This window comes from Wolbachia endosymbiont (group A) of Lasioglossum morio (assembly GCF_947250585.1).
In the GTDB taxonomy this organism is placed as follows: domain Bacteria; phylum Pseudomonadota; class Alphaproteobacteria; order Rickettsiales; family Anaplasmataceae; genus Wolbachia; species Wolbachia pipientis.
This window is the reverse complement of the sequence record NZ_OX366327.1, coordinates 1,133,806-1,156,178: the sequence shown is the minus strand read 5'-3', so window position 1 is coordinate 1,156,178 and position 22,373 is coordinate 1,133,806. Positions and strand designations below refer to the sequence as shown.

Annotated in this window: 20 protein-coding genes, 3 tRNA genes and 1 pseudogene; 4 read left to right on the top strand and 20 right to left on the bottom strand. The window is 36.8% G+C overall.

Features of this window, described 5'->3' with window-relative positions; genetic code table 11:
* Positions 1-88: 88 nt before the first annotated feature.
* Positions 89-1,000, top strand: coding sequence for a signal recognition particle-docking protein FtsY (gene ftsY, locus OOK89_RS05645; RefSeq protein WP_264718931.1), 912 nt, complete (start codon positions 89-91; stop codon positions 998-1,000).
* Here ftsY and radA read toward each other — a convergent pair.
* From radA to OOK89_RS05600, 9 genes are all read right to left on the bottom strand, one after another.
* The gene (radA, locus tag OOK89_RS05640) at positions 987-2,330 is read right to left on the bottom strand and encodes a DNA repair protein RadA (RefSeq protein ID WP_264718930.1); all 1,344 of its coding nucleotides are present in this window, start codon (positions 2,328-2,330) and stop codon (positions 987-989) included. The two genes, ftsY and radA, sit on opposite strands and share 14 nt — an antisense overlap.
* Positions 2,331-3,229: 899 nt before the next feature.
* Positions 3,230-3,985 (bottom strand): putative folate metabolism gamma-glutamate ligase, encoded by a 756-nt coding sequence (locus tag OOK89_RS05635; RefSeq protein WP_264718929.1) that lies wholly within the window; start codon positions 3,983-3,985, stop codon positions 3,230-3,232.
* Between the two features lies 1 nt (position 3,986).
* The gene (locus tag OOK89_RS05630) at positions 3,987-4,466 is read right to left on the bottom strand and encodes a dihydrofolate reductase (protein ID WP_264718928.1); all 480 of its coding nucleotides are present in this window, start codon (positions 4,464-4,466) and stop codon (positions 3,987-3,989) included.
* Positions 4,460-5,743: a dihydropteroate synthase gene (gene folP / locus OOK89_RS05625; protein ID WP_264718927.1), complete on the bottom strand. Its 1,284-nt coding sequence runs from the start codon at positions 5,741-5,743 to the stop codon at positions 4,460-4,462. Before folP ends, OOK89_RS05630 begins: the two co-directional genes overlap by 7 nt.
* On the bottom strand, positions 5,740-6,126 hold the full coding sequence (locus OOK89_RS05620; RefSeq protein WP_007548841.1) for a dihydroneopterin aldolase: 387 nt from the start codon (positions 6,124-6,126) through the stop codon (positions 5,740-5,742). Before OOK89_RS05620 ends, folP begins: the two co-directional genes overlap by 4 nt.
* A gap of 39 nt (positions 6,127-6,165) precedes the next feature.
* Complete coding sequence (locus OOK89_RS05615; RefSeq protein WP_155969607.1) at positions 6,166-6,822, bottom strand: CADD family putative folate metabolism protein; 657 nt, start codon at positions 6,820-6,822, stop codon at positions 6,166-6,168.
* A gap of 78 nt (positions 6,823-6,900) precedes the next feature.
* Positions 6,901-6,977, bottom strand: a tRNA-Ile gene (locus tag OOK89_RS05610).
* Between the two features lie 42 nt (positions 6,978-7,019).
* Positions 7,020-7,343: a thioredoxin gene (gene trxA / locus OOK89_RS05605; RefSeq protein ID WP_007548839.1), complete on the bottom strand. Its 324-nt coding sequence runs from the start codon at positions 7,341-7,343 to the stop codon at positions 7,020-7,022.
* A 116-nt stretch (positions 7,344-7,459) separates the two neighbouring features.
* Positions 7,460-8,080 carry a ribonuclease D gene (locus OOK89_RS05600; RefSeq protein WP_010962900.1) on the bottom strand — a complete coding sequence of 207 codons (621 nt, stop codon included), beginning with the start codon at positions 8,078-8,080 and terminating at the stop codon, positions 7,460-7,462.
* A 173-nt stretch (positions 8,081-8,253) separates the two neighbouring features.
* Between OOK89_RS05600 and OOK89_RS05595 the strand changes: the two genes are divergently transcribed.
* Positions 8,254-8,326, top strand: a tRNA-Gly gene (locus tag OOK89_RS05595).
* 813 nt (positions 8,327-9,139) lie between these two features.
* Here the strand turns inward: OOK89_RS05595 and OOK89_RS05585 are convergent.
* The 4 genes and pseudogenes from OOK89_RS05585 to rpmE form a co-directional block, all read right to left on the bottom strand.
* A complete protein-coding gene (locus OOK89_RS05585) occupies positions 9,140-9,283 on the bottom strand; it encodes a hypothetical protein (protein WP_153801319.1) in 144 nt (47 codons plus the stop codon).
* Positions 9,284-9,392: 109 nt separating this feature from the next.
* Positions 9,393-10,845: pseudogene (locus tag OOK89_RS05580) on the bottom strand (hypothetical protein).
* An 83-nt stretch (positions 10,846-10,928) separates the two neighbouring features.
* Positions 10,929-11,723 carry an NAD kinase gene (locus OOK89_RS05575; RefSeq protein WP_006280584.1) on the bottom strand — a complete coding sequence of 265 codons (795 nt, stop codon included), beginning with the start codon at positions 11,721-11,723 and terminating at the stop codon, positions 10,929-10,931.
* Between the two features lie 38 nt (positions 11,724-11,761).
* Positions 11,762-11,965: a 50S ribosomal protein L31 gene (gene rpmE / locus OOK89_RS05570; protein ID WP_007548602.1), complete on the bottom strand. Its 204-nt coding sequence runs from the start codon at positions 11,963-11,965 to the stop codon at positions 11,762-11,764.
* A 128-nt stretch (positions 11,966-12,093) separates the two neighbouring features.
* On the opposite strand from rpmE, the gene fabD reads away from it, so the two are divergent.
* Complete coding sequence (gene fabD / locus OOK89_RS05565; RefSeq protein WP_155969147.1) at positions 12,094-13,074, top strand: ACP S-malonyltransferase; 981 nt, start codon at positions 12,094-12,096, stop codon at positions 13,072-13,074.
* Between the two features lie 39 nt (positions 13,075-13,113).
* On the opposite strand, the gene gpmI is transcribed toward fabD, so the two are convergent.
* From gpmI to OOK89_RS05530, 7 genes are all read right to left on the bottom strand, one after another.
* Positions 13,114-14,634 carry a 2,3-bisphosphoglycerate-independent phosphoglycerate mutase gene (gpmI, locus tag OOK89_RS05560; RefSeq protein ID WP_264718926.1) on the bottom strand — a complete coding sequence of 507 codons (1,521 nt, stop codon included), beginning with the start codon at positions 14,632-14,634 and terminating at the stop codon, positions 13,114-13,116.
* Positions 14,635-14,667: 33 nt separating this feature from the next.
* A tRNA-Asn gene (locus OOK89_RS05555) sits at positions 14,668-14,739 on the bottom strand.
* An 816-nt stretch (positions 14,740-15,555) separates the two neighbouring features.
* Positions 15,556-17,067: a bifunctional phosphoribosylaminoimidazolecarboxamide formyltransferase/IMP cyclohydrolase gene (gene purH, locus OOK89_RS05550; protein WP_264718925.1), complete on the bottom strand. Its 1,512-nt coding sequence runs from the start codon at positions 17,065-17,067 to the stop codon at positions 15,556-15,558.
* A gap of 80 nt (positions 17,068-17,147) precedes the next feature.
* Entirely contained in the window at positions 17,148-18,047 is a 900-nt protein-coding gene (fmt, locus tag OOK89_RS05545; RefSeq protein WP_264718924.1) for a methionyl-tRNA formyltransferase, read from the bottom strand.
* A gap of 12 nt (positions 18,048-18,059) precedes the next feature.
* Positions 18,060-18,425 (bottom strand): 50S ribosomal protein L20, encoded by a 366-nt coding sequence (gene rplT, locus OOK89_RS05540; RefSeq protein WP_064125369.1) that lies wholly within the window; start codon positions 18,423-18,425, stop codon positions 18,060-18,062.
* Between the two features lie 20 nt (positions 18,426-18,445).
* Positions 18,446-18,652, bottom strand: a complete 207-nt coding sequence (gene rpmI / locus OOK89_RS05535) for a 50S ribosomal protein L35 (protein WP_007548610.1) — start codon at positions 18,650-18,652, stop codon at positions 18,446-18,448.
* A 98-nt stretch (positions 18,653-18,750) separates the two neighbouring features.
* Positions 18,751-19,194, bottom strand: a complete 444-nt coding sequence (locus OOK89_RS05530; RefSeq protein WP_264718923.1) for a PAS domain-containing protein — start codon at positions 19,192-19,194, stop codon at positions 18,751-18,753.
* Between the two features lie 165 nt (positions 19,195-19,359).
* Between OOK89_RS05530 and alaS the strand changes: the two genes are divergently transcribed.
* Positions 19,360-21,993 (top strand): alanine--tRNA ligase, encoded by a 2,634-nt coding sequence (gene alaS / locus OOK89_RS05525; protein WP_264718922.1) that lies wholly within the window; start codon positions 19,360-19,362, stop codon positions 21,991-21,993.
* Positions 21,994-22,373: the final 380 nt, after the last annotated feature.

Genomic DNA, 22,373 nt, shown 5'->3' with positions numbered 1-22,373 from the left:
TTTTGAGTGTATTTTACTTTACAAATTCACGTAGTGCATGTCATTCTTTATATTGTAATTAAGTTTATAATTTAAAAAGGAGTATCCCTTGAGTTTGTTTAGTAACCTTTATCAGGGCCTGTTAAAAACTTCTTCTCGCTTTAGCGACGGGGTGAAAAGTATTTTTTCTGGCAAAAAAAAATTAGATCAGTCGCTTTTAGATGAATTAGAAGAATTGCTAATTAGCATGGACATTGGTCATAAAACTTCCAAGTTGATTATCGATAGGCTCACAAGCATCAAATTTGACAAGGAAGTTGAACATAACATTATCTCGCAGCAGTTAATGAACGAAATAGAAGCTATATTGAGCCCAGTTGTACAGCCGTTAATTTTAAATAAAAAACCACATATAATAATGGTATGCGGAGTAAACGGTAATGGTAAAACCACGACTATAGGTAAGCTCGCATATAAATATAAGGAAATGGGAAAATCCGTTATGCTTGTTGCATGCGACACATTTAGAGCTGCTGCTAGTGAACAATTAAACATTTGGGCAGAACGTTCTGATTGCTTAATTGTTACTGGAGAGTACGGTAGCGACTCTGCAAGTGTGGCATATAGAGCTGTAAGTCAAGCTATAAAAGATAACATTGATGTTGTTCTAATTGACACAGCAGGAAGGCTGCAAAATAATGTGAACCTTATGGAGGAGTTATCAAAAATATATAGAACGATAAAGAAATTGGATGATACTGCCCCTCATGACGTTATTTTAGTTCTTGATGCAACTACCGGCCAAAATGCTTATAGCCAATTAGAAGCATTTAGCAAAATGGTTAATGTTACCGGGCTAATCGTAACAAAGTTAGATGGCACTGCTAAGGGCGGAGTGGTAATTGGACTTGCAGAAGCTTATAAGATAAAGTTACATGCTATAGGAATTGGCGAAAATATAGAGGACTTAAGGGAGTTTACTAGCAAAGAATTTGCTGAAGCGTTATTTAATTGTAATTAAAAATTTCTCTTAATTCCCTTACGTGACCAAGCTTAATTATCTCAATATCGTGAGAAGAGTAATTACCATTTTTAGGCATAATTGCTTTTTTGAATCCTAACTTTTGTGCTTCTTTTAGTCTGAGATCAGCATGCGAGACATTCCTAATTTCTCCTGAAAGTGCAACTTCACCGCAGATTATTGAAGAAGTTGGCAGCGGTAAATTTACTACACTTGAAATAAGGGAAGCAGCAACAGCAAGATCAGCCGATGGTTCCTGTATTTTGAGTCCCCCTGCAATGTTTAGGTATACCTCTTTATCATGCAAAAACATTTTGCAACGAGCATTTAGCACCGCGATGATCATAGCCAATCGATTAATATCCCACCCAACTACTGCCCTTCTTGGGGTTGCCATATTAGTCCCTGCTATTAATGCTTGCACTTCCATTAAAATTGGTCTTGAACCTTCAATTCCTACAAATACGGCGCTGCCAACTACTTCTCTGTCATGGGCCATCAGAAACAATGATGATGGGTTATCAACAGGCACAAGTCCTGCTTCAGACATCTCAAAAACACCAATTTCATTTGCAGGGCCAAATCTATTTTTAATAGTACGTAAAATGCGGTATTGATTGCTATTTTCACCTTCAAAATATAATACCGTATCCACCATATGCTCCAAAGTTTTAGGTCCAGCTATTTGTCCATCCTTAGTTATATGACCAACTATTAAAAGAGAAATACCATATTGTTTCGCAAGAATGGTTAATTCATGTGCGCAAGTGCGGACCTGAGTTACAGTTCCTGGTGCTGATGTAATTCTGCTATCATACATTGTTTGTATAGAGTCAATTACTAAAAATTTAATACTTTTATTTTCCTTTATTGTTGCTACTACATCAGTTAAAGACACTGTAGATAAAAGCTTAATTTTAGGTTCATTTATCTTAAGACGCTTTGCTCTGAGACTCACTTGCTCTAAAGATTCCTCGCCAGATACATAAAGACATTCAAAAGAGGAAAGTTGCACAACATTAGCTGCAATTCTAAGCAAAAGGGTGGATTTCCCAATTCCAGGTTCGCCACCAATTAAAATGCTAGCACCTTGAACGATACCCCCACCAAAAACTCTATCTAATTCTTCTATTCCTGTTAAAAAACGACTTGGAGTGATAATTTCGCTACCCGATAACGTCTTTATTAAAATTGGTGCAGATATACTTCTTTTGCCCGTTTTTACTGCTATTTCCTCAACAATTGTATCCCAATTGTCACATGCGATGCACTTCCCTACCCACCTACCAGTGCTGTGACCACAGGATTGACATACATATACAGTTTTCATCAAAGCCAAAATTATTTTGTTGTAATTGTAATAAAAATTAGCTGAATATGCGAAGTAAATCTATAGCTAACCCAAGAAAGGGTTCCCTATGTCATACCGCGATTCATTCGCGGTATCTCTAGATCCCGCTAACAAGTAGCGGGATGACGAGCTTATCGTCACGCCGCCGCGAACCGTCATACCGCGATTCATTCGCGGTATTTCAAAGCATAGATCCCGCTAACACGTAGCGGGATGACGAGGTCATGCCACCGCGCGAACCGTCATACCGTCACGGTATCTCTAGATCCCGCTAACACGTAGGGGAATGACGAGGTCATGCCGCCGCAAACCGTCATACCGCCGCGGTATCTCTTAGCCGCTAACACGTAGCGGGATGACGGTTGTCGTTTAGCTACAAACGTTAAGAAATTTACCAAATGAAAAAAAAGGCAAAAGAAGCCCTGGGGTTATTATCCGCTTTAAAATATTGGCGTTTTTTATGTTTTAAACGCTTGACAAGCAAGATTAAGCTGCTTTTAATTGCAACTAACTTACGCTGCAAATGTTTAAGAAGTTTACTAAGCAGAAAAAAAGACAAAGAATCCCCGAGTTAGCTAGTCTTTTACTATCTCTGTCGAGTATTGGCATTTTTTGATGTCTTGTAACGCTTTATAAGCGCGTTCAGCTTATTTAGATAAAAATCTAGATGTAGATGAAGTTTTGTAAAGACATACAGTATCTATATACTGCAAAAAATTGAACATAAGACGCCGATACATTAAGTAATCCTTACCTTTTAATCTGCAGATTGGCGAAAGCAAATACAATAGCTTCACTATCATGATAAGAGGGCTGGCGGAGTTTGTCAAGTAAGTTTTTTGTTTCTATTCCCAATGTTGTATGGTTATGCAAGAAGTCTAATAGCAAATTTTTAAGTTCCTCTTTAACCAACGGGCTCTCATGAGGAGAGGAGAGTAAAGGTCCTCTTCCATAGATATCTTCACACTTTTTTCTTCTTCTGTAGTTGGCGGACGAGTAAGAAAGTGAATCTTTGGTGCGCCACTAATTATTGCCATTGGTGTTTGCTCCGCCCCTTCTCCCATAACTAAAACAGCAGACGTTGCCAGCGCATCAAGAAGATTGACTTGTGTTACTTGCAGTGGTTGATCATAAAGATCTGGCTTGCCTATATAGGAATAAAATGGTTCAAATCCACACCAACCAAGAGCAACGCCCGTAACCCCAAGGCGCATAGGTGTTATGTTACTATCTGTAATCAAAATACCAAGATGTTTTATGCAGTGTTTTGTCTTGAGATAGTTCCATATTGATAGAGCTGTTTTCTGAACATCCTTTGGGTATAAAATATACATTTCATTACCATTTGATTCATCAATACCAGCAGATGGAATTAAGATATTGTCTTTGATTGTTAAATAGATGCCGTAAGAATTATGGTCTACATCAACAATTGCATCAGCTTCTCTTTTGATTAGCTCTTCTTTAGAACAAGCAGTTTTGCAAACCACTTGTTTTTGACAAATTGAAATGATTTTTGATGTGATAGCAAGAACAACTTCCTCTCTTAGCAGCTCTGAAACATAGCGATCAAGAACCTGCTCTAATACTTCTCCATATTCAATGCGGTGGGTATAAATTGCTTCAATATGCATATTAACGTGTTAGCTTGCATATAGTATAATCTTTTGTTTTGGTGAGAATAGTTTTATTCCATCCACTAAGAAGTGTTAAGTTGAAATATACATCACCTTTATAGGGTTTGTGAATTTCTGTTATGATAAATTCTGAGATTAGATCATACTCCAAAAAAAGATGCGCTATTTGTGCTCCACCAATCATGAAGACTTTAGAATTACTTTGGATTGACAAAAACTCTTGCATAGAAGAAATAATAGTGCATTTTACTCCTCTGTTAAAACAAGAATTTAATTTGTCACGAGAAAAAACAACAGGGATACGATCCTTTAATATGTTTTGAGACATAGTTTCAAATGTCTTTCTTCCCATAACAATAACTTGTTTGTCAGTCACCTGACGAAAATGATCTAACTCACTTGGATAATGCCAGGGCAATCCATTATTTATTCCAATTACCCCCTTGGGATCAACAGCCATAATTCCGATAACTAGCATCCCTGTAAAGCAGCTTGAGCTACAAAAAATCGCATGTGATCACGCACATTATGCACTCGAAGGAAATCAACCTTGTTGTGCAATGCAGATGATAAAGCAATTGTTTCTAAATCTCGGTTAAAGACAGGTTCTGTAGAAAAAGAAGAAATAAATGACTTTCTAGAATGGCCAACCAGAACTTTGCAGCCAAAACTTTGCAATGCTTCTATATTGCATAAAAGCCAGATATTCTGATATAGAGATTTTCCAAAACCAATACCAGGATCAATAATTATCGAGCTTTGATCAAAACCTAGGGTAAGTAACCTGCTAATGCTCTTCTCTGCCCAATTATTTATGATATCAATTGGGTCAGTGTCGTCTGGAATAATGTTGTCTCTATGTGGTGGTATTGAAAGTGAATGCATAATAACGATGCTGCAACCATTACTAGCAACTGCTTTTAAGGTATTATCATCTAGATCTCCCTTCTGATTGTTTATCCAGGCAATGTTGTAGTGTTCCAAAACATTTAAAATAACGTCTGGCCAGAAACTATCAATGCTGACTTTAATATCACCAACTTTCATATACTGATTGAGATTATCAAGCACTGGTTTTAAGCGTGCATATTCTGCTTTTGGAGTTTGTATTGAGGAGCCAGGTCTTGTTGATTGAGCACCAAGATCAACTATACTTGCACCGTCTGATACCAGTTGCAGTGCTTGCTTGGTTGCTTGATCTGCATCATAATAAAGACCACCATCTGAAAATGAATCAGGAGTAATATTAACAATACCTACAAGCTCTGGTGAAAGCGTAAAACTCCTTAAAAAGCAATCCTTAATGTTAGGGTTAATAGTACCAAACGTTTTGTTAACTACTGCCATGGGACTCAGCATTGCCATCAAGTGAAGCAAAAATGGTCTGTTTATCAATTCTGGGTGAGGAATCTTAAGGTAGGATGTATCAAGTGTCAGGTTATCCCATAACAAAATATCCAAATCAATAACGCGAGGTGCCCATTTTTCATAGACCTGCGAGCGGCCAATGTCACACTCAATTTGTTTAAGGCCCTTTAACAGCTCTTCAGGAGAAGAAGAACAACTTCCATACACAACCATATTTAGAAATGGCTTGTCCCATTCAGGTGGAGCATCATTTGGTAAAATAGCCTTAGTCTCCAGAATAATTGAAGATTTTAAATTTTTAAAATAGCGCTCCTGCAGTAACTGAGCAGCCTTTTGTAAATGGGAAAAGCGATTTCCTATATTTGAGCCAACAGAAATGTAAATCATTCTTGCAACGCATTACGATAAGTAAAGAAAACACCTCCATGCACACTGGGGACAGGTGGTGCAACTTTGTGAATAGTTACGCCTATAGAAGAAATAATAAGCTTTTTTTGCATCACAAGGTTATTAATGGTCCTGTATATATCATGAGTTAAATGCTCGATTAAGTTGAATTGCTTGCTTTGAACGAGAGATTGAATACTCTGAACTACCTCCAAGTAGCATATAGTATCCTCAAGCCGGTCAGTTGTAAGTCCTAAAGGGGGGGATTTAAAGGTAAAATCAATATTAACACTAACTAATTGAGAATGATACTTCTCTTCTGCACTATAGCCTAAATGAACCCAAAGCCGTAAGTCAGATATAAGAAGATTACATGCAGACATTGCATTCCAACATCACTGAGTTTAAGCTACTTACAACTACTAACACACGCTAGCATTCATCATTCCATCAAGAAAACCCCACAAGAGCCTTGCTCCCTTTTGAGCACCCTGCATAACTTTATCTTGCTCTTTTTCATCTAGATCTTCAATAAGATTTGCACATTCCTCAGAATGCCATTCATCAGCATGCATATGGACCGTAAAAAATTGAAGAGAACGCTCATCACTTATTGAATAGTGTTTTTTTAAACCTTCAATTTTAGACTTGGAAACCTCTGGAGTTTGACGTTCGTAAGCGTACAAGGCTCCAAGACCTGCCGCAAAACCTGATCTTACAATATCAAAGTAACCATCAACTAACTCCTGTGTCTCTTTAATCTGTGCACTTTCACGAAGATCAGATCGCGCAACGCCAAGCCCTTCAGCAAAACGTTGCCATAATTCTGGATGATTTTCATCACCTTGTTCCTCTTCTATTAAATTACCAAGTAAAACCTGTCGCATTTTTAGATCTGGGCACAAAAAATGTATACCACTGATGTAACGAGGAAACGCAGCAACGTGATGATAATATTCTTTAGCATAGGTTTGTAAAGCTTGCAAGCTTAAGCTTCCTGTATTCCATGACTGGTAAAATGGATGATTTAGTAAGTGCAATTCATCTAACTTGTTATTTAGAGACTTAGTAAATTCCATCATTTCCCCCATTACATTAATATATAGTTCATATACTATAGTTTTCTCATTGTTACGATCATGCTAAGATCAATACAATGGTGGGATTGGTAGGACTCGAACCTACGGCCAATTCGTTATGAGCGAACTGCTCTAACCGACTGAGCTACAATCCCTTTTATCAATATTTATAATACACACAAAAGCAAATTTGTCTATTAGCTTATTTCACTATCAACCCAACTTGACAAATCATTTGTTGCACCAATTTTGCGTGCAATTTCCTTACCATCTTGAAATATGATTAAAGTGGGTATAGATTGCACTCCATACTTACTTGGCACTTCAGTCCCTTCATCTATGTCGAATTTGCAGATCTTAATCTTGCCTTTTCTATCCTTAGCCAATTGTTCTATACGTGGCATTAGACTTTTGCATGGCCCACACCATTCTGCCCAAAAATCTACCAGCACGAACCCTTTATAGTCAGTGACTTCAGATTTGAAATTTTGATCATTTACCGATGTAATATCATCACTCATAAAATACCTAAATTTTTGTAAAATATAGCGTATCTATTAGCAGTTAATCAACTAAATTCTTACCGCAGAGCTTGAAAAATTGCCCTAAAGTGTTTTGCACAAACAAAAAACTTCTATTACATCTGGTGGTTAAAGATATCCACGTTTTCCCAACCCATTAAGTCTAACTCAATACGAGTAGGAAGAAATTCAAAGCACTTTTGGGCCAATTCTTTTCTATTTTCACGTTCCAGCATTAAGTCTAGCTTTTCCTTTATCCTGTGGAGATACAAAACATCAGATGCAGCATAACTTTTTTGTTTGTCTGTTAAATTTTCATTTCCCCAATCAGAAGATTGCTGCTGCTTATTTAGTTTGGTATCAAGCAGCTCTAAGCATAACTCTTTTAAGCTATGATTATCTGTGTAAGTGCGAACTAAACGTGAAGCTATCTTTGTGCAATAGCACGGAAGTGCCCAAGTTTCCAAGTAATAACGTATTATGCTCACATCAAATCGCGCGAAGTGAAATATTTTAGTTATATTTTTATCCTCTAATATTTTTCTCAAATTTGGTGCTGTATAATCGTTCTTGAGTTGAACTAAGTGAGCGTTGCCATCATTAAAAGAGAGCTGCACAAGGCATAATCTATCTCTGCTATGAAGTAGCCCCATTGCCTCGGTATCAACAGCTATAGACCTTATATCATCTGGTATTGAACTAGCTGGCAAGTCGTCTTTATATAAAAATATTCCCATAAAGCTTTGTGGAATAATTAAAAACTTATGATAATCAAAAATAAGCCTTAAGTATACGAAAAGATCATAGAAGGAACCACGCAAATTTATGGGCTCTCACATTTTTCGTGTACACGGGGGTTTACAAATTGCTGTATATGCCTATAATTAAGTAAATTTAGGTTAATTTAATTGCGGGAGTAGCTCAGTTGGTAGAGCGCAACCTTGCCAAGGTTGAAGTCGAGGGTTCGAACCCCTTCTCCCGCTCTTTACTTTCAAAATCATTTCGTCAAAAATCCCTTGACAAACTCCGCTAGCCCCCTTATCATGAAAGTGAAGCTATTGTATTTGCTTTCGCCAATCTGCAGATTAAAAGGTAAGGATTACTTAATGTATCGGCGTCTTATGTTCAATTTTTTGCAGTATATAGATACTGTATGTCTTTACAAAACTTCATCTACATCTAGATTTTTATCTAAATAAGCTGAACGCGCTTATAAAGCGTTACAAGACATCAAAAAATGCCAATACTCGACAGAGATAGTAAAAGACTAGCTAACTCGGGGATTCTTTGTCTTTTTTTCTGCTTAGTAAATTTCTTAAACGTTTGCAGCGTAAGTTAGTTGCAATTAAAAGCAGCTGAATTTCGCTTGTCAAGCGTTTAAAACATAAAAAACGCCAATATTTTAAAGCGGATAATAACCACGGGGCTTCTTTTGCCTTTTTTTTCATTTGGTAAATTTCTTAATGTTTGTGGCTGAACGACAACCGTCATCCCGCTACTTGTTAGCGGGATCTCTTGTTAGCGGCTGAGATACCGCGAATGAATCGCGGTATGACGGTTCGCGGCGGCATAGTAATTCGTCATCCCGCTGCTTGTTAGCGGGATCTCTTGTTAGCGGCTAAGAGATCCCGCGAATGAATCGCGGTATGACGGTTCGCGGCGGCATGACGATAAGGTTTATACCTTGTCATCCCAGTGCTTGACACTGGGATCCAGCTTTCTTTATAAATTCACCAAAAGTGCTTCATTCTATAACGCAAAACCCATACTCACCAAATCCAATGCATTACTTGCAATTAAGTTTCCTGGATCCCAGTGTCTGGGCACTGGGATGACACCATCATAAAGGAATCAGTGTCAGCTACTTTCATGACACCATTCTTTTTCCTGGATCCAAGTAGTCGAGCTACTTGGATGACAGCTAGCCTGACAACCGTCATCCCGCTACCTGTTAGCGGGATCTATGCTAAGAGATACCGCGAATGAATCGCGGTATGACGGTCTGCAGCGGTATGACGTAGGGCTGCACTAGCTATATCATGCATTTTATTAACCGACACTATAAACAATATCCTTACAATTATGAGATTGAACCACAACTTGCTCAAGCGTTAAGCTGCTGCGTTTAGCGTCTTTACTGTGATTTTCCCCAAGAACATTTGTTCTTTCTCGTTTTATTTCCTCAATGAATTTCCCATTAACATCTTTAGGATCAATCTCTTCTTCAGAATATATAAGGTTAGTGCAATTTGTTTTTCTATAATAATGTATGCCAAAACCCACAATGAGTAATGCAAGTATACCAGAACCTATAAGTAATGATAATCCTATGTTATTAGTCAAAGGGTTTTGGTAAAATTTTTGTACACCATTAACACCATGTGTTGCAAGTAGCCCTAGAGGAAACGCTATATTTGCAGCAACTACACCAGTAAATAATGCAGTAAATATTGGTCTGTCGTTAATTACTGATTTTATTAGTTCTAGTAATTACTTTTTCGTCAATGTTAGTGAAGCCTTGTTTAGCTTCCCAAGCATTAAGTACAAAATTTGAATGAGTGCCATTGCTATATTCCAGTCTTACAGATTTTATAGCTTTATCTTTTGGCTGGTGCTCCAACACCTCAGCTAAAATTTTATCCGCATCTTTTTTTTGAATGGAATGTTCTTCAGTATCTATAAATTGCCTTGTTGCAAAAAATATTGGACCAATTGCAAGCAATGCAGCAAGTGCGATAACTGGTATAGTGATATATTTTGGGCTGTTTGTAAAAAATGCAATAAATTTTGCTTTATCTTGTAAATATAATAAAGCTGCAGATATACTGAGTATAATAGCACTTGCACCAAAAATTATAAAACCCTTCTGCTGCATGGCATACTTTGCTCTTGGCAAGAATCTGTTTGTTTTTTTATTTGTTGTGCTACCTATATCAGAATTTAGTGACAAAGACTCTTCAGAGTCATCTTTGCTTTTATACGATGGTAAAGTATTTGAAGACGCACCTAAATCATCTTTTGAGTTTTGACCACCTATTCCACTGTCTAAACTCTTTTTCGAAGATTTTGTATTTGGGTCTATAGCTGCATAAATATGTTCTTCTGATCCATTACCAGATAATCCTCCTAAACCTAAACTTGCTGTTTGTGATACCCAATCATGAGTCTCACCTTTTGTTTCTTCTAGGGAAGGAGGTAGTACTTCAGTACTAAGACCAAACAAATTTTTGTCTTCTTTGTCTTGTAAACCTGGAGCTTTTGGCAAAATCGGTGGTGCTCCATCACCATCTTTTTGTCGATTTACAGATGCATAAGTAGGATCCACTTCCTCATTATCTGACTCTCCAGGCGATGGTGGATTTATTTCTTCATCACTTTTTTTCGGAGTACTTGTCCTAAGTGCTGGTATTGGTAAAATTCCTGGTGTTATCTCGCCATCTTCACTTATTGATGTGGAAGAAATTAATGTTACTGTTTGTTCTTCATTTACTGGTCCAGGCATATTCACTCCAAAATTAATTACTATGCTGCATTGATTACGCTATAGTTATTAAGATATAGTAAATACCAATTTACGGATAATTATTAGTATAGAAATTGTCTATCAAAGATTCTTTCATTCAGAGGGTAATCTTTGTCAAAAAGCAAAGTGATTGTGTTCTCATGGTCTTTTTGTATTTTTATCTGTGATATATCATGAAATTCTTTGTAATCTGATACTACAAGTGCTGGACGGTTTTTTGTGTCGTTAATGTCAATTTGTACGATTGTATCGTTTGATATTAACGCTCCATTCCAATGCCTTGGGTAATAGCTATTGATAGAGGTTAATGCAAGTAAATTTGAATTTAGCGGCAAGATTGGGCCACCGGCAGAGAAGTTGTATGCAGTGCTGCCTGTGGGGGTAGATAATATTACTCCGTCCCCTCTAAATTTCTCTACTTTTAGCTTATCGTTGATAGTAATATTCATCTCTACTATTTGGTTCGCTTTTCTAAAAACGTATACTTCGTTTACTGCTATGTAATGATATCTCTTGCCACTTGTGTCTGTTGCTTCCATTTTTAGCAAAGTTAACTGAGTTGAAGTTGCATGCTCTATATGATCAATTAAATCTTCACTGCAGCTAAAGCATTTATTCATCAAAAACCCAACATTGCCAGTGTTTATCCCATACACATGCATGTTTTTATTTTCTATAACGTAATTATGCAAGGTACGCAGCATAAAGCCATCACCGCCAACAACTATCAGTAGATCAATTTCGGACTTATTTTCTTCTGTTATATTGATAAAATTAAGTTTCTTTAATAGTTTAGATACTTCCTGCGATTTTGGTGATGGAGAAGCAACATAGCCTATATTTTTGTATTTATGCATGCTTCAGTAAACTCTCTAAAACTTAAAGAGGAGGAGAATTAGAAAATGCTTCCATATTTATCGTTAAACTTAGCTAATTTGCTAGTTTTACTTGCTAACCCGCTTGTCAAACTTCCAGTCCATGCAGGGTGAGTAAGAGGATCTCTATCAAGTTTTACCCTATCTCCCTCCTTTCCATAAGTGGAACGAGTTTCAAACTCTTGACCGTCTGTCATAACTATAATAATTTTATGATAATTCATTGTTGTTTATAAACTTTTAGTCAGTTAATATTCTAGTGAACTTAATTCACTAAGTCAATCATTATTCTAAAATATTGACAAAAAATAAATAAAGTAGTATATTTAATAAGGAATAAATAATAACTATCATGATTTTTGCTTTCCCCGGTCAGGGCTCTCAGTTTGTAGGAATGGGAAAGAGCTTATATAGTGAGTTTTCTGTTGCAAGACAAGTATTTAATGAAGTAGATAGCATATTGGATAGAAAGCTGTCTCATTTAATCTTCAACGGTCCTATTGAAGAATTAACCATTACAGAAAACGCTCAGCCAGCTATAATGGCAGTATCAATTGCAATGCTACGTGTTATGGAGCATGTGTTTGGCAAATCTCTTTTCACTGATCACAATGTTAAATATGTTTGTGGGCATTCAGTTGGCGAATATACAGCGCTGTGTGCTGCAGGAGCGTTAACGCTTGAGTCTGCAATCAAGCTGCTGAAAGTTCGCAGCGAAGCAATGCATGAAGCTTCACTGAAATGTAAAGGCGGAATGGTTGCGTTGCTTGGAGCAGAGATAAATGAAGTGGAAGATATATTGAAATCAGTTCAAATTGACGGAATTTGTGAAATTGCAAACGATAACGGTGGCGGACAAGTGGTTATAAGTGGCACTAGAGAAGCTCTTGAAATGTTACCCGATTTATTCAAAAACTCGAGTGTGAGGAAACTAATTAAATTACAGGTTAGTGGGCCTTTTCATTCATCTCTTATGAAACCTGCTGATGAAAAAGTTTTGGAGTTTTTGAAGGGTATTAAAATAACCCGTCCTATAGTTCCTTTGATATCAAATGTTACAGCTAAAGAGGAGAGTGATCCCAAAGTTATAAAAACTTTACTCGCCAAGCAAGTTGTAAGCAGAGTGAAATGGAGAGAAATGGTTTTGTATATGTCAAGCCGTGGCATTAACAAATTTGTTGAAATTGGCCCTAATAAAGTTTTATCTAATTTGGTCAAAAGAATTGACCAATCTATCAGTACAAAAAATATAGATAGTATTGGTGATATTGACAGCTTCTTTAATGAATCATTAGTACTAACAGCGAAAAATTTAAAAGTTGGATTAAGTTAAAACACATCTATTTGATGTCATTCCGGTGCATAACGCTGCCTAGCTGGAATGACAGAGGGTAATGCAAGAAATCAACGAACTGCCTGTCATTTCGTTTGGTTTTTTAATTCCAAGTAGCTGTAAAATAGTAGGGGCAATGTCAGATAACCTTCCGTCTCTTAGTTTTAGATTATTGCAAGACACAATAAATGGCACTTTATTTAGAGTGTGTGCTGTATGAGGTGTATTATTTTCTTCATCGAACATACATTCCACATTACCATGGTCTGCAGTGACAATTAACGCGGTGTTGCTTGACTTTTTAACAGCACTCAGCACTTTTGCAAGACAATCATCTACAGCTAGCACAGCTTTCTCGGCTGCTTTTATATTACCTGTATGCCCTACCATATCAGGATTAGCGTAATTTACAACTATCAGTGCGAATTCTTGGGAGTGAATTTTTTCTACAAGCTTTTCTGTGAGCTCGAAGGCTGACATTTCGGGCTGCAAATCATAAGTTTGAACTTTTGGTGAGGGAATGAGTATTCTTTCTTCACCAGAGAAAGGTTCTTCTTTTCCACAATTGAAAAAGAAAGTCACATGAGCGTATTTCTCGGTTTCGGCGATACGTAATTGTTGCAATTTATTGTCTTCTATTGTTTGTCCTAGAGTATCAGCGAAAGAAGTAGGAGGAAAAATATAAGGGATCTGAAGATCTTTTTTATATTTCATCATGCTTAGAATTGAAGAGAATTTTGCTACCTTAGCGTAATCTGTTTTGCCAAGCAAAATACTTGCTAATTGTATCATTCGATCAGCACGAAAGTTAGCCAACAGCACTCCATCTTCTGGTTTTATACCTTGATAGTCACCTATTACTGCGGGCCTGATAAACTCATCAGTTATGTTATTTTGATAATTTTCATCAATCAACGATACTGCATTATCATGACGAGGTGCCTTTGCAAATGCGATAGCCTCATAAGCTTCAATTGTTCTCTCCCACCTGTTATCACGGTCCATAGCATAGTAACGCCCAGAAACAGTAGCAATTCTTATGTCATTTCCCTTTATACTCTTTATAAATTCTTGAATGCATTTTTTTCCTGAATTTGGCAATGTGTCTCTGCCATCTAAAAATGCATGTATCACCACTTTGATTCCATGCTGTGATATTTTATTTGCTAAAGTTGAAATATGCTTTTGATGCGAATGAACACCGCCATCTGACACTAATCCCATTATATGGCATACTCCGTTCTTACTTTTTAGATTACTAATAAAACTTTGTAGATTTACATTGTTTTCTATTGTTCCAATCTCTTGATTAATGCGCTGAAGGCTTTGTATTACCACTCTACCACTGCCAATATTCATATGGCCAACTTCTGAGTTACCTATTTGACCACCAGGTAACCCCACATCAGTTCCACAGGCGGATAAACTGCATTTTGGATAATTAGAGCTAATATATTGCCAACAGGGTGGATTTGCGTTGCTAATAGCATTGTATTTACTGTTTTCTACTCCATTTCCCCAACCATCTAGTATACATAAAACGACTGATTTAATGCCCATATAAAATCAACACTAAAATTCAACAGAGAAGAGCTCCCCGGGCCGGATTCGAACCAGCGACCAATTGGTTAACAGCCAACTGCTCTACCACTGAGCTACCGAGGAATAAACCGTTTTTAATTTACCATGTTGAACGTTGGTTGTAAACGTTTTTTGTATAGACTTTAAGTCCAACTGGTCACAGAAACGAAAAACTTCCTTGACAAACTCCGCCAGCGCCCTTATCATGAAACTGAAGCTATTGTATTTGCTTTCGCCAATCTGCAGATTAAAAGGTAAGGATTACTTAATGTATCGGCGTCTTATGTTCAATTTTTTGCAGTATATAGATACTGTATGTCTTTACAAAACTTCATCTACATCTAGATTTTTATCTAAATAAGCTGAACGCGCTTATAAAGCGTTACAAGACATCAAAAAATGCCAATACTCGACAGAGATAGTAAAAGACTAGCTAACTCGGGGATTCTTTGTCTTTTTTTCTGCTTAGTAAATTTCTTAAACATTTGCAGCATAGGTTAGTTGCAATTAAAAGCAGCTAAATCTTGCTTGTCAAGCGTTTAAAACATAAAAAACGCCAATATTTTAAAGCGGATAATAACCACGGGGCTTCTTTTGCCTTTTTTTTCGTTTGGTAAATTTCTTAATGTTTATGGCTAAGCGACAGCCGTCATCCCGCTGCTTGTTAGCGGGATCTCTTGTTAGCGGCTGAGATACCGCGAATGAATCGCGGTATGACGGTTCGCAGAGGCATGACGGTTCGTGGCGGCGTGACGATAAGCTCGTCATCCCGCTACGTGTTAGCGGGATCTCTTGTTAGCGCCGCGGCGGTATATTTGTCATCCCGCTAGCGGGATCTAGAGATACCGCGAATGAATCGCGGTATGACGGTTTGTGGCGGTATGACGATAAGACACAAGCCTAATGGAAAAAACTGCGAACGCCAGTGAAAAACATAGCAATTTTATTTTCATTTGCAGCTTTTATCACATCTTGATCTTTTAGCGAGCCACCGGGCTGAATTATAGCTGTAATTCCATGTTTTGTGCTTTCTACTATGCTATCTGGAAATGGGAAAAATGCATCTGAAGCAAGCACCGCACCTTTACATTTTTCACCTGCTTTTTTCACTGCAATGTTAACACTATCTATTCTGCTTGTTTGTCCTGCACCGATGCCAATAGCACAACCATCTTTTGCTATAACTATTGCGTTGGATTTCACATGCTTACATATTTTCCAGGCAAAAATAAGATCTTCCTTTCCTTTTTTTGTTGTAGTGCATTCTGTTACTTGTTCTGCTTTTATCTTGTGATCATTATTTTCTTGCACCAAAAACCCACCAATAACATTTTTAGTTTGGTATTTCACATTTTGTTGAAAAGATTTATGAATAATCACTCTTAAATTTTTCTTTCTTTGCAAAATTTTTAGTGCCTCATTGTTTACTGATGGTGCTATCACAACTTCTAAAAATATCTCGTTTAATTTTTCCGCTAGCTTTAAATCTATTTCCCGGTTTAAGGCAACTATACCACCAAAACTGCTTACTTCATCGCACGATAGAGCTTTTTCATATGCCTCCAAAGCATTATTACTAACAGCAGCGCCACATGGGTTATTATGCTTGATTATCACTGCTGCAGGTTCTTCAAATTCAGAAGTTATGTTAAGTGCGGATTCTATATCTACTATATTATTATAACTCAACTCTTTTCCATGTATTTTTTCCAACGGATATTTGGTAAATTGATTACTATAAAATGCAGCTTTTTGATGGGGATTTTCACCATACCTGAGTTCTTGTACTTTATGCCCGTATAGAGCAAAAAACTCTGGTAACTCATTATTTTTACTCTGGGATAAAAACCAACTGTGAATATTAGAATCGTAGTGTGCAGTGAGAGCAAATGCTTTGGTTGCTAAGTGTTTTCTATATTCCAATGTTGTTTTATTGTTATTTTCTATCATCTCAGCTTTCAGTGCTTCGTAGTCTTGAATGCTAGAAATAACTGAAGTAAAACGAAAGTTTTTTGCTGCAGCTCTAATTAACGCCACTCCGCCGATATCAATTTGTTCTATAATTTGCTCTTCATTTGAGCCGCTACTTACTGTCTCCCAAAATGGGTATAGGTTAGTTATAAGCAGGTCTATTGGCTCAATACCTAGATCTTGCACTTCCTTTTTATGCTTTTCTCGATCATAAAGTATTCCTCCATGAATTTTAGGGTGTAAAGTTTTCACTCTACCACCCAGTATCTCTGGAAATTGTGTGTAATCTGAGACCTCTTGTGTTTTTATTCCTGCACTAGATAGCACTTTATAAGTATTGCCCGTTGAAAGAATTTCTATTTGTTGCTGCGTTAAAAACGATGCAAGATCAATTATATTCGTTTTATCATATACCGATATTAAAGCTCTTTTGATTTTCATTTTTGTACAGAAAATTTTATAAGATTATATCTAAGAAAAGGAAATTTAGCTATTACATTTCTACACTAATTTAAAGCAGCCTATTCTATAAATTTTTTTACCATGCTTGATTTCAAGCCACGAATAAAATCTTCAATACTGCAAGGATTTCTCCCTTCCATTTGTACAACTTTAGGAATTAAAGTGCCACCTTTTAAACTTATGTGCATATTATCGTTAACAATCTTACCTTGTTCTGAAGCGAGAGCTTCAAAGTCAGCATCAAGTATCCTGATACGTTTATTCTCTATCTTGATAAACGCTTTTGGGTAAAACGCTTTAACCTTTCTATAAGCAACTTCACAGGCATCACTTGCATAAATTTTATAGTCTTCCACTTTGTCAGCGTAACATGCATCGTTATCGTTCTGTTTTAAGGGAAGCTGTTTTTCAATTTCGTTTAGCACTTTCAGCAGTAAATCACTGCCTAGCTTAGATAATTTATCATGCAATGTCTTGTAGTTATCGTTCTTTTCGATAAGAAATTTTTCCTGTTTTAAAATAGGGCCAGAATCTAATCCTTCATCCAGTTGCATAATGCTAACCCCGGTTTCTTGATCTCCTGCTAAAATTGTGTGCTGTATCGGAGCTGCACCGCGCCACCTCGGTAGTAATGAAGGATGAATATTAATACAACCATATTTTGGAATATTCAAAATTTCTCTTGGAAGTATCAATCCATACGCGGCAACAACCGCAACGTCTGGCTTGAAATTTCTAAATTTTTCTTGCTCTGCCGAGAACTTTAGAGAGATAGGAGTACATACCTCTATGTTACTTTCTTCAGCGATAACATGTACTGGAGATTTCGTTGGCTTCTGTCCACGTCCTGAGGGCTTTGGAGCCTTGGTGTATACTGCTACCACTTCGCTCTTTGATTTCAGTAACAAGCTCAGAGAATTAACAGCAAATTCCGGTGATCCCATGAAAATAATTCTCATGGTGTCTTTGCTTTAAGAATTCTCTGCTAATTTACCACTTACAGCTTCTACTAATTTGGCAAAATCATCCTTATAATTAACGGCCATCTCAGCAAGGATCTTTCTATTTAAATCAATGCCGGCAAGTGTAAGACCATGCATAAACCTACCATAAGTAAGCCCATGCTCTCTTGCTGCTGCATTAATACGTATTATCCATAAGCTACGGAAATCACGTTTACGGGTTCTTCTGTCTCTGTAAGCATATTGCAGTGCTTTTTCAACTCTTTGTAATGCAATTCTATAACAGCTTTTTGCACGTCCTCTATAACCCTTTGCCAGTTTCAATATTTTTTTATGACGAGCGTGAGTAGTGACTCCACGTTTTACCCGAGCCATTTTATTTTACCTCCATTTTGTTAAATACCGTAAGGCATATGAAGCTTAACTATACGCGAGTCAGATTTACCAAGAATCGTTGTACCGCGCTGATTACGAATATTAGATTTACTTCTCTTTACCATGCCATGCCTTTTGCCTGACTGAGTAGAAATAACTTTACCCTTAGCTGTAAGGTGAAAGCGCTTTTTCACAGAAGATTTGGTTTTTAATTTTATTTTCTTCATATTCCAAATAAATTTACAAGCACTACTATTGAGTTCTTTAATAGTAATTAAGCATTAGTATAAATAATTTTATTAAAGAATCAAATTAAAATTGTATATTAAAGGAGTTTAAAAGTAATTACGCCCAATATGTGTGTTATACCTTCTTTATTCCCAAGTGGCAACAATACTTGCCTCATTTTAACACTTTCACTTTCTTCCTCTTCATTGATTGGGCATTTACTCTCTATTACAGTATCAAGTTTATCAATGACTGCATCTATTTTATATAGTCGCAGAAATGGTGCATCAATTGCATACTTATTATCAATGCGCGTCTTGTTTTCAAAACCATAGAATTCAACGGCCTTTTCTCCTGCATTTTCACAAATATAACCTTGATCTTTGACTTCAATGATAAAACAATGCTGCCATGACTCCATTATTTCTGCAGTGTCTATTTCATGCCTTTCTGGCCAATCTCTGTCTGGTCCTTTTATGTCACTCCAGTGTTGAGTCACCACATTTGCTATTCTTTTTTCTTTGCCTACATAAATTTCCATTCCAATTTCCACATATAAAACACAGATATGAGGTAAATTTATCGTGAATATATTGATTTTTTCTTACCACAAGGTGCATGTCACTAGAAGTTCTGAGATCTAGAGAGTGGTATTGATTTTATTTCCATTACAACTTATTATTTATAGATAACCTCAATAAAAACGATGAAGCTAAACGAAATCAGAGAAAGATTTATAAAATTTTTTGTAAATAATGACCACGAGCAGGTTTCTTCTTCTCCTTTGATTCCAGAACATGACCCAACGCTCATGTTCACAAATGCTGGTATGGTGCAGTTTAAAAATATTTTTACTGGTGCTCAAAAAACTGAAATGAAACGTGCTGTCTCAAGTCAAAAGTGCCTAAGAGCAGGCGGTAAACACAATGATCTGGAAAATGTTGGCTATACAACTAGGCATCACACATTTTTTGAAATGCTCGGAAATTTTAGCTTCGGTGATTACTTTAAGGAAACTGCGATAGAATTTGCGTGGGAATTTATCACTAAAGAGTTATCTCTTGATAAAAACAGACTATCCATAACCGTCTACCATACTGATGATGAGGTGTACGAGATTTGGCGTAAGATAAGTGGCTTTTCAAGTGATAAAATCATAAGAATTACAACGGATGATAACTTTTGGAGTATGGGAAGCACTGGTCCGTGCGGTCCATGTTCTGAAATTTTTTATGACCATGGGAGTCCTAATTTACAAGAGGGCGATAGAATTGTTGAAATCTGGAATCTGGTATTCATGGAGTTTAACAAAGATGAAGAAGGTAATTTACACAAATTGCCAAAAAAATGCATCGATACTGGAATGGGCCTTGAAAGAATAGCGGCTGTTATGCAAAACGTCCATGATAACTATGATATTGATCTATTTTCTGCTCTGATAAGTAAATCACAAGAGTACTGTGGAAGAACGGAAAATAAAATAGCGCATAAGATCATAGCAGATCATCTTCGCGCGGCTGCATTTCTCATCGCAGAAGGAGTGCTTCCTGGAAATGAGGGCAGGAATTACGTATTACGCAGATTAATTAGGAGAGCCACACGTTATATTCACCTGCTTGGATATAATGATTCCCTACTCCATCGTATTTTTCCAGTGTTGATAGATAGCACGAGTTCGGCTTATATGGGAGCTGAATTAGTCAGAGCTAAAAGCTTAATAGAAACGACGTTAAAATCAGAGGAAGAAAACTTTAAAGACACTTTGATGAAAGGTATCAATCTCCTGGAGAAATTCACTACAGATTTAAAATCGGGCGATACTTTGCCTGGAGAATCAGCGTTTAAGCTATATGACACCTACGGATTTCCTTTGGATATTACACTTGATATTTTAAAAGAGAAAAAAATAAATTTTGACCAGAAGGGTTTTGATGATGCAATGGGAGAACAAAAAGAGAGAGCACGTGCTAAATGGGCTGGATCTGGTGAAAAATCTGTTGAGCAAGTATGGTTTGATTTGATCAATAAATTTGGCAAAACAAAATTTGTTGGTTATGAGTTCAATGAAGTAAGTGATGCGAAAATACTAGCTATAGTTTCCTCTAAAAATGAAGTAATTGATTCTGCAAAGGAGGGAGAAAAGATAACCATTATACTTGATAAAACACCTTTTTATGGCGAGTCAGGTGGACAAGTGGGAGATACTGGCAGTCTGATCAAATCTGATAGAAGTATTATTATAGTCGAGAATACCAATAAGGTTAATGACCTATATTTGCACAGATGCATAGTTAAGTTCGGTTCAATTTGTAAAGGTAACACAGTTGCAGCAAGCATTGACAAGAAAAGAAGGCAAACCTTAAGAAGAAATCATTCAGCTACACATCTTCTGCACTTTACACTCAGAAAAATTCTAGGTGATCATGTCACTCAAAAAGGTTCCCTAGTTGCACCAGATAGACTGAGATTCGACTTCAGCCATAACACTCAAATGACTCAAGATCAGTTGTTTTGGGTAGAGGATATGGTAAACTCTCTAATCAGAGAAAATCTTTCCGCATCTACAAAAATTCAAAGCATGAATCAGGCAATAGACGAAGGAGCTATGGCGTTATTCGGCGAAAAATATAGCGATCAAGTAAGAGTAGTGAAGATTGGAGATTCAAGAGAACTGTGTGGTGGCACGCACGTTGAACATACTGGAGAAATCGGTTTATTTAAGATAGTAACAGAGAGTTCTGTTGCTTTTGGAGTGAGGAGAATTGAAGCTTTAACTGGTCAGGAAGCAATCAATTATGTACGTGATAATGAAATTAACTTAAAAAAAGTTGCAGAATTCGTAAAAGCGCCAGTGAGTGAAATAACAAGCAGATTAAGTATTTTAAGTCAAGAACACAAAAAATCCGAAACCAAAATAAAAAACCTATATAAAAAGCTTGTGAGTGCAGAGAATATAAAAAGCACCGAAATAAATGGAATAAATTTTATAAGCCACACTTTCACTGATATTCCAGCAAATGTAATAAGAGAGTTTGTTTTGCAGCAACAAAAACCAAAAACGGTAATAGCTTTTACGGCAACAGAAAAAGATAAAACAGTCTTGATTATTAAAGTAAGTAAAGACTTAATCAATAAGATTAGCGCAAAAGAACTAATATCCATAGCAGTTAAAAAGAACTGTGGTGGGAATGCTGAACTTGCACAAACAGGCTGTGATAGCAATAAAATAAATGATGCCATTACAGCCATTTATAGCAAAATAACAGCTTCTAAGCACTCTACGTCATACCACCACGAACCGTCATACCGCCGCGGCGCTAACAAGCAGCGGGATACTTAACCATCGTCTACACCGTCATACCGCGATTCATTCGCGGTATCTCTTAGCCGCTAACAAGAGATCCCGCTAACAAGCAGCGGGATGACGGTTGTCGTTCAGCCACAAACATTAAGAAATTTACCAAATGAAAAAAAAGGCAAAAGAAGCCCCGTGGTTATTATCCGCTTTAAAATATTGGCGTTTTTTATGTTTTAAACGCTTGACAAGCGAAATTCAGCTGCTTTTAATTGCAACTAACTTACGCTGCAAACGTTTAAGAAATTTACTAAGCAGAAAAAAAGACAAAGAATCCCCGAGTTAGCTAGTCTTTTACTATCTCTGTCGAGTATTGGCATTTTTTGATGTCTTGTAACGCTTTATAAGCGCGTTCAGCTTATTTA

Bases quoted from the DNA above. Each gene is read 5' to 3' on its own strand.
- radA (WP_264718930.1), bottom strand. From the start codon at position 2,330: ATGAAAACTGTATATGTATGTCAATCCTGTGGTCACAGCACTGGTAGG.
- OOK89_RS05635 (WP_264718929.1), bottom strand. From the start codon at position 3,985: ATGCATATTGAAGCAATTTATACCCACCGCATTGAATATGGAGAAGTA.
- OOK89_RS05630 (WP_264718928.1), bottom strand. From the start codon at position 4,466: ATGCTAGTTATCGGAATTATGGCTGTTGATCCCAAGGGGGTAATTGGA.
- folP (WP_264718927.1), bottom strand. From the start codon at position 5,743: ATGATTTACATTTCTGTTGGCTCAAATATAGGAAATCGCTTTTCCCAT.
- OOK89_RS05620 (WP_007548841.1), bottom strand. From the start codon at position 6,126: ATGTCTGCATGTAATCTTCTTATATCTGACTTACGGCTTTGGGTTCAT.
- OOK89_RS05615 (WP_155969607.1), bottom strand. From the start codon at position 6,822: ATGGAATTTACTAAGTCTCTAAATAACAAGTTAGATGAATTGCACTTA.
- trxA (WP_007548839.1), bottom strand. From the start codon at position 7,343: ATGAGTGATGATATTACATCGGTAAATGATCAAAATTTCAAATCTGAA.
- OOK89_RS05600 (WP_010962900.1), bottom strand. From the start codon at position 8,080: ATGGGAATATTTTTATATAAAGACGACTTGCCAGCTAGTTCAATACCA.
- OOK89_RS05585 (WP_153801319.1), bottom strand. From the start codon at position 9,283: ATGACGGTTGTCAGGCTAGCTGTCATCCAAGTAGCTCGACTACTTGGA.
- OOK89_RS05575 (WP_006280584.1), bottom strand. From the start codon at position 11,723: ATGCATAAATACAAAAATATAGGCTATGTTGCTTCTCCATCACCAAAA.
- rpmE (WP_007548602.1), bottom strand. From the start codon at position 11,965: ATGAATTATCATAAAATTATTATAGTTATGACAGACGGTCAAGAGTTT.
- fabD (WP_155969147.1), top strand. From the start codon at position 12,094: ATGATTTTTGCTTTCCCCGGTCAGGGCTCTCAGTTTGTAGGAATGGGA.
- gpmI (WP_264718926.1), bottom strand. From the start codon at position 14,634: ATGGGCATTAAATCAGTCGTTTTATGTATACTAGATGGTTGGGGAAAT.
- purH (WP_264718925.1), bottom strand. From the start codon at position 17,067: ATGAAAATCAAAAGAGCTTTAATATCGGTATATGATAAAACGAATATA.
- fmt (WP_264718924.1), bottom strand. From the start codon at position 18,047: ATGAGAATTATTTTCATGGGATCACCGGAATTTGCTGTTAATTCTCTG.
- rplT (WP_064125369.1), bottom strand. From the start codon at position 18,425: ATGGCTCGGGTAAAACGTGGAGTCACTACTCACGCTCGTCATAAAAAA.
- rpmI (WP_007548610.1), bottom strand. From the start codon at position 18,652: ATGAAGAAAATAAAATTAAAAACCAAATCTTCTGTGAAAAAGCGCTTT.
- OOK89_RS05530 (WP_264718923.1), bottom strand. From the start codon at position 19,194: ATGGAAATTTATGTAGGCAAAGAAAAAAGAATAGCAAATGTGGTGACT.
- alaS (WP_264718922.1), top strand. From the start codon at position 19,360: ATGAAGCTAAACGAAATCAGAGAAAGATTTATAAAATTTTTTGTAAAT.